The organism is Dokdonella sp. (genome assembly GCF_036518555.1).
In the GTDB taxonomy this organism is placed as follows: domain Bacteria; phylum Pseudomonadota; class Gammaproteobacteria; order Xanthomonadales; family Rhodanobacteraceae; genus Dokdonella_A.
This window is the reverse complement of sequence record NZ_DATDMY010000248.1, coordinates 1-6850: the sequence shown is the minus strand read 5'-3', so window position 1 is coordinate 6850 and position 6850 is coordinate 1. Positions and strand designations below refer to the sequence as shown.

5 protein-coding genes and 1 pseudogene are annotated in these 6850 nt (G+C 72.3%); 4 read left to right on the top strand and 2 right to left on the bottom strand.

The window, feature by feature from the left end; translation table 11 throughout:
• On the top strand, positions 1–709 hold a 709-nt coding region (locus VI238_RS13580; protein ID WP_331652239.1), incomplete at its 5' end, for a PPC domain-containing protein.
• Between the two features lie 207 nt (positions 710–916).
• Positions 917–1420: a GNAT family N-acetyltransferase gene (locus VI238_RS13575; protein ID WP_331652237.1), complete on the top strand. Its 504-nt coding sequence runs from the start codon at positions 917–919 to the stop codon at positions 1418–1420.
• A 73-nt stretch (positions 1421–1493) separates the two neighbouring features.
• Here the strand turns inward: VI238_RS13575 and VI238_RS13570 are convergent, their stop codons facing one another.
• Both VI238_RS13570 and VI238_RS13565 read right to left on the bottom strand, forming a co-directional pair.
• Positions 1494–1985, bottom strand: coding sequence for an asparaginase domain-containing protein (locus VI238_RS13570; RefSeq protein WP_331652235.1), 492 nt, complete (start codon positions 1983–1985; stop codon positions 1494–1496).
• Between the two features lie 40 nt (positions 1986–2025).
• Complete coding sequence (locus VI238_RS13565; protein ID WP_331652233.1) at positions 2026–3672, bottom strand: acyl-CoA dehydrogenase family protein; 1647 nt, start codon at positions 3670–3672, stop codon at positions 2026–2028.
• Between the two features lie 143 nt (positions 3673–3815).
• Here VI238_RS13565 and VI238_RS13560 point away from each other — a divergent pair, with 143 nt between their 5' ends.
• Positions 3816–4370 (top strand): Pycsar system effector family protein, encoded by a 555-nt coding sequence (locus VI238_RS13560; protein ID WP_331652231.1) that lies wholly within the window; start codon positions 3816–3818, stop codon positions 4368–4370.
• Between the two features lie 79 nt (positions 4371–4449).
• Positions 4450–6850: pseudogene (locus VI238_RS13555) on the top strand (hypothetical protein); the annotation flags it as partial.

Here is a 6850-nt window from a genome sequence, read left to right as displayed (position 1 = left end):
GGTCACCGACAACGGCGGCGCGACCAACACCAAGACGAGTTCGGTCACGGTCACGGCCGGCGGCGGCAACGTGCTGCAGAACGGCGTGCCGGTCACCGGCCTCGCGGCGACCACCGGCAACCAGCTCGCCTACACGATGGTCGTTCCGGCCGGCGCGACGAACCTCAAGTTCGTCACCTCGGGCGGCAGCGGCGACGGCGACCTCTACGTCAAGTTCGGCTCCGCACCGACGACCTCGAGCTACGACTGCCGCTCGTGGGTATCGGGCAACAGCGAGACGTGCTCGATCACGACCGCGCAGGCGGGTACGTACTACGTGATGATCAACGCGTACTCGACCTTCAGCGGCATGAGCCTGACCGGCAGCTACTCGACCGGCGGCGGTGGCGGCGGCACCTCGCTGTCGAACGGCGTGCCGGTGAGCGGGCTCGCGGCGACCACGGGCAACTGGACCTCGGACTACACGCTGGTGGTGCCGTCGGGCGCGACCAACCTGAAGTTCCAGATCGCCGGCGGCAGCGGCGACGCGGACCTGTACGTGCAGCTCAACGCCGCGCCGACGACGTCGAGCTACCTGTGCCGGCCGTACCTGAGCGGCAACAGCGAAACGTGCACGTTCAGCGCACCGACCGCGGGCACGTACCACGTGCGCGTGCGCGCGTACGCGACGTTCTCGGGCGTCACCTTGACGCCGAGCTTCACGCCCTAGCGGAAACCCGCGCCACGGACGGCGACGCGACGACGGCGGCCGGTGCGAACCGGCCGCCGTTTCGTTTCGGCGCGCAACGCGAACGCCGCTTCCTCGGCAGCGCGGACCAGGGCGCTCGCGGCCGATCGCCAGGCGACGTCCTCGGGCGTCGAAGCGGATCCGCGCGATCGGCTATCGTGCTACGTCCGCCGCGCGGAGGCACCGGGCATGGTCAACGAGGACGGTGCGGTCGTGCGTGCCGCGACGCGGGCCGACGTCGCTGCGCTCGCCGATCTCTGGCACGAGGGCTGGCAGGACGCCCACGCGGCGATCCTGCCGGCGGAGCTCGCGCACTGGCGAACGCGCGAGAGCTTCCGTGAACGCCTCGCCGCCGACCTGGCGGCCACGCGCGTGATCGGCCTCGCCGGCGCGCCGCTCGGCTTCAGCATCACCCACGGCGACGAGCTCAACCAGCTCTTCGTCGCGCGCACGGCGCGCGGCAGCGGCATCGCGGCGACGCTCGTCGCCGACGCGGAGGCGGGCCTCGCGACGCGTGGCGTCCGTGTCGCCTGGCTCGCGTGCGCGATCGGCAACCAGCGCGCGGCGCGCTTCTACGAGAGATGCGGCTGGCGCCGCGCGGGAACGATGGTGAGCCGGCTGCAGGTCCCGACCGGTCCGTTCGACCTCGAGGTCTGGCGTTACGAAAAGCGACTCGCTCCGCCCGGCTCCTGAAGCGGAGGCAGTCGCGCGGTCACTCGATCGAGCGGCGGGCGGCTCAGCGCGTCGCGCGGAGCGCGTGCGACGATCAGGCCCGGGAAGCCTCGAAGCGATTCGCATCGCGATTCTTGCGCACGCGCGCGGGGTCCCAGATGCGCCCGTTCATCGCGATGTACACGCCATCCGGCAGCGTCTGCACGGCACCGACCGCGCAGCCGATGTTGAACACAGCGTCCGAACCCTTGAACAGCGCGGGGTTGAGCGCGCCCGTGAGCACGACGACCTTGCCCGCGAGCCCGGCCAGCGCCCGCGCAGTCTCGACCATCGTGTCGGTGCCGTGCGTGACGAGCACGTGGCGGTGCGGCTGGCCCTCGATCGCGGCGCGGATCGCGGCGCGATCGTCGTCGGTCATGTGCAGGCTGTCCTTGCGCAGCACCGGCAGGACCTCGAACGTGAACGCGACGCCGAGCGCTTCGAGGATCTCGCCGATCTGCGGCTCGCCGATCTGGAACGTCGACTTGTCGTCGAAGTAGATCTTGTCGATCGTGCCGCCGGTCGTGACGATGGTGAGGTGCTGCATGGGGCCGGTGTTCCTGCGCAGGACGACGCGTCGGCACGCGTCAGGGGGCGCAATTGTCGGCCAGCAACGCGTCGACGTCCACCGCGGACGCGAGGCGCGACAGCCCGGCGGCCGCGAACGCGTCGAGCGCAGCGAGCGCGCGCCGCTCGCCGTGCGCACGGACCGCCCAGGCCGCATGCCGCGCGAGCACGGCCGCGGCGAAGCCGCGCGCGAGCGTCAGCGCGAAGCCACGCGCGCCGGCCTCGAGCGCGTCGCGCGAGGTGCATCGCTGCGCATGCCAGGCGCGCGCCGCGTCGAGGCAGGCGCCGATGCCGTGGTGGTCGCCGCCGGCGTCGGCGAGCAGCGACCCCGCAGCCGCCACGAGCGCGTCGACGCCGTCTGCGCCGAGCGCGCGCAGCACGTCGAGCGCGAGCACGTTGGTCGTGCCCTCCCAGATCGGGAACACCTGCGCGTCGCGCAACAGCTGCGGGATGCCGGTGTCTTCGATGTAGCCGGCACCGCCGAACGCTTCGCAGGTCTCGCTCGCGACGCGCACGGCGAGGCGTCCGGTCCAGAGTTTCGCGAGCGGCGTCAGCACGCGCAGCAGCGCGCGTTCGTCCGCCGATGCCTGCGCGCCGCGCCCGAGCAGCGCGACGACGAAGAACACGAAGTGGAAGGCGGCCTCGAACTCGGCCGCGAGCGCGGCGAGCGTCGCGCGATGCAGCGGCTGCAGCGCGAGCGGCTTGCCGAACGCCTCGCGGCGTCGCGCGTAATCGGTCGCGAGCGCGATGCAGCGGCGCATCGTCGCGAGCGCGCAGACCGCGTTCCAGGTGCGCGTCACGTTGAGCACCGGCGCGATCAGTCGCACGCCGTGCGCGAGTTCGCCGACGGGCGTCGCGAGCGCGCCGTCGAGCTGGATCTCCGCGGTCGGCAGCTCGCGCGTGCCGAGCTTGTCCTTGAGGCGGTCGATGCGGATGCCGTTCCAGCGGCCGTGCGCGTCGCGTGTTTCGACCAGGAACAGCGCGAGCGCATCGGTGCCCTCGCCAGCCCCCTCGGGTCGCGCGAGCGCGAGCGCCATCTCGCCGACGACGGCCGAGGTGAACCACTTGCGTCCGAAGAGCCGCCACGTGCCGTCGCCGTCGCGCCGTGCGACGGTGCCGGTGCGGGCCACGTCGGAACCCCCCGCGGTCTCGGTCATCCACTGTCCGGACAGCCAGAGCCGCGTGGGGTCGCGTGCGAGCAGGCGCGGCACGGCACGCTCGATCAGCGCGGAGGCACCCGACGCCATCAACGCGGTCGCGGCGCCGTCGCTCATCGCGAGCGGGCAGGTGTAGAACTCGCTCGCGACATGGTAGAGGTAGACGCGCGCGAACTGGTCGATGCGCGCGTACACGCCGTGGGTGGAATCATGCCCCGCGGCGACGAGCCCGTAACGCGTCGTCATCGCCGCGCCGAGGCGCCACGCGGGAGTGACGTCGATGCGATCGACGCGATCGCCCCACGCATCCCATTGGCGCAGCGTCGGTTGCACGACCGACGCCGCGCGCGCCTCGATCCAGGCCTGCGCGGCGTGTGCACCGAGTTCGTCGAGATCGCCCTCGATCGATGCGAGCACGTCCCCGGGCAGGTTGCACGCGAGCATCGCGCGCAGGACCGGATCGTCGCGGTACTGGTTGCCGAGAACCGGAGCGCTCTGGACGAATTCCATGATGCGGCGCCAGCAGGAAACGGGCCGGACCACCTTACGCGCGGCGTGCGCAGGTGGGCAAGCGCCGATCCTTGGCTGGCCCGGCCGGCGCGCATGCGGACCTTCATTGCTAAGATGCGGCCCACAGGCGCAGCGAGGCGACGATGGACGAGCATTCCCCCGCCGCGATGGCGGCATTCGCGCGGATTCCCGAACGCAATACCGGCGACAACCTGCTGCGCACCGCGCAGCAGCATCACGTCGCGCTGTCGAGCATGGCCGACACGAAGGCGAACATCATCATCACGGTGTCGTCGATCGTGCTCACGATCGCGATGGGGCACGTCAACGACCCCGAACTGCGCGCGTCGGTGATCGTTCTCGGCTGCTTCACGCTCGCCGCGCTGCTGCTCGCGATCCTCGCGGTGCTGCCGAAGTACCGTTCGCTCAAGCTGCACGGCGATCGCATGCCGGCGGATTTCAACCTGCTGTTCTTCGGCCACTTCTCCGAGCTGTCGCGCGAGCGCTACCTCGGCGAGATGGCGCGCGCGCTCGCTCCCGACGGTTCGCCGTACTACGTCTGGTCGAACGACATCTATTCGCTCGGTACCTACCTCAGGCGCTACAAGTACCGTTACCTGCGCTACAGCTACCTGTTCTTCCTGGCCGGCTTCCTGCTCGCGTCGGCGTTGCAGGGCTGGCGCCTGCTGGTGCACTGACGCACCCGCAGCGGCAAACCCCGGGCCGGGTTCCGGTCCGTTGCATGCCGCGTTCCGGACCCTCGCACAAGGATCGATCATGCGTTCGTTCGCCCGCCTGCTGTTCGCACTCTGCCTTCCGTTCGCCGCGCACGCCGCCAGCGACGTACCCACTGCGCTGGAGCCATGGCGAGCCTGGGTCATGCACGACCAGGAATTCCGCGCCTGCCCGCTGATTTCCGGCCGCGCGGGCGCACAGGCCGGCGATTACCTGTGTGCCTGGCCGGGCACACTCGCGCTCGCGGCGGACGCCCATGGAGCGAGCCTCGCGCAGCGCTGGCGCGTCGATGCCGACAGCTGGGTGCCGCTGCCCGGCGACGCCGCGCACTGGCCGCAGGAGGTCACCGTGGACGGCCAGCCGGCTGCGGTCGTCGATCGCGAGGGACCCGCACTGCGCCTCGCCGCGGGCAGCCACGAGATTCGCGCGCGCATACCGTGGACGGACCGGCCGCAGGCCTTGCGCGTACCCGAATCGGTCGGGTTGATCGCATTGAGCATCGACGGCAGGACGGTCGCGCCGGTGCAGCGCGATGGCGACGAGGTCACGCTCGGGCGCGTCGCAGTCGAGGCGCCCGAGGCGGACAGCCTGCAGCTGCGCGTCTACCGGCGCCTCGAGGACGGCGTGCCTGCGCTGCTCTCGACGCGCATCGAGATCGCGGTGTCGGGACAGGCGCGCGAGGAGGTGTTCGGCCCGGCGCTGCCGCCCGGTTTCGATCCCTTGTCGCTCGCGAGCGCGTGGCCGGCTCGCCTCGATGCGGACGGTCGCCTCCGCGTGCGCGTGCAGCCGGGAAGCGACACGCTCGTGCTCGAGGCGCGCGCGCTCTCGCCGGTCGACGCCGTCAAGGCGCGCGTCCCGGGCGAACCGTGGCCGCAGCAGGAGATCTGGAGTTACGCCGCCGCGCCGGCACTGCGCGTGACGGTCGCCAATGCCGAACTGCCGGTCGACCCGGCACAGGCGCAGGTGCCCGCGGAATGGGCCCAGCTGCCCGCGTTCGCGCTCGGCGATGGCGCCACGCTCGCGACCGAGCAGCGCTCGCGCGGGCAGGACCCCGACGCGCAGAACCAGTTGCGCCTCGAGCGAGAGATGTGGCTCGATTTCGATGGCCACGGCTGGTTCGCGCGCGACCGCGTGCGCGGCCGCATGCTGCGCGATTGGCGCCTCGACGTCGCGCCGCCGTTCCTGCTCGAACGCGCGCAGGCGGGCGACGATCCGCTGCTCGTCACGCGTGGCGAGCAGCCCGGCAGCACCGGCGTCGAATGGCGTTCGGCCGAGGTCGATCTCGGCGCCGGCGTGCGCATCGAGCCGACCTCGGCGGCGTGGCCGATCGCGGGCTGGCGCAGCAATTTCGACGGCATCTCGGCCACCGTGCACCTGCCCGACGGCTATCGCCTGCTCGCGGCCCCGGGCGCGGATTTCGCGCGCGGCAGCTGGGTGTCGGCGTGGACGCTTTACGACGTGTTCGTCGCCGCCGTGCTCGCGCTGCTCGCCTGGCGCCTGCTCGGATGGGCCGGCGTCTCCGTCGCGGTCGCGTACGTCGTGCTCGGCTACCAGGAACCCGGTTCGCCGCGCTGGCTGCTGCTGGCCGCGCTCGGCCTGGGCCTTGCGCTGCGGGCGCTGCCGGCGGGGCGCCTCGCGCGCGCATTCGAATGGACGCGTCGCGTCGTGCTCATCGTGCTCGCGCTCGCTGCGCTGCCGTTCGTCGCCGGCCAGCTGCGCACGGCGATGCATCCGCAGCTCGAGGGCAGTGCGACGGGTCGCGCGACCGATTTCGATTTCGGCGTCGCTCGCCGGCAGGCGATGGCGCCGGCGCCGCGTTCGGGGGAAGGCGAGGTTGCCGCGGACGCCATGCAGGACGAGGCCGCCGTGGCGACCGCGCCGCTGCCCGCATCCGCACCCGCAGCGCCGCCGCCGGCAGAGCTGGCGAAGTCGCAGGCTGCGGGGGGCGTGTTCCGCCACCGCGCCATGAGCCAGAAGATCGAACGCTACGGCGAATCGACCGTGCTGCAGACCGGTGCGGGAGAGCCCGGCTGGACACGCGGCCAGCGCTACGAACTCGGCTGGAGCGGCCGCGTCGTGCCGGAGCAGACGATGCGCCTGCTGATCGCGCCCTCGTGGCTCGTGCGCATCCTGCGCGTCCTGCTCGTCGGCCTGCTCGCCTGGCTGGTCGTGCGCCTGCTGAAGCCGGTCGTGCGCGCATGGAAGGCGCCGCCGCACGCGGCTGCGGCGGCGTTCGTCGCGCTCTTCGCGCTCGCGGCGCCACACGCGCGCGCGCAGGCATTCCCACCGGGCGATCTGCTCGCGGGCCTGCGCGCGCGCCTCGCCGAAGCGCCGAAGTGCGCACCGAGCTGCGCCGCGTACGCGAACGCGCACGTCGTCGCGCACGGCGACGAGATCCGCGTAGCACTCGAAGCGCACGCGCTCGAGCGCGTCGCGCTGCCGC

Bases quoted from the DNA above. Each gene is read 5' to 3' on its own strand.
- VI238_RS13560 (WP_331652231.1), top strand. From the start codon at position 3,816: ATGGACGAGCATTCCCCCGCCGCGATGGCGGCATTCGCGCGGATTCCC.
- VI238_RS13565 (WP_331652233.1), bottom strand. From the start codon at position 3,672: ATGGAATTCGTCCAGAGCGCTCCGGTTCTCGGCAACCAGTACCGCGAC.
- VI238_RS13575 (WP_331652237.1), top strand. From the start codon at position 917: ATGGTCAACGAGGACGGTGCGGTCGTGCGTGCCGCGACGCGGGCCGAC.
- VI238_RS13570 (WP_331652235.1), bottom strand. From the start codon at position 1,985: ATGCAGCACCTCACCATCGTCACGACCGGCGGCACGATCGACAAGATC.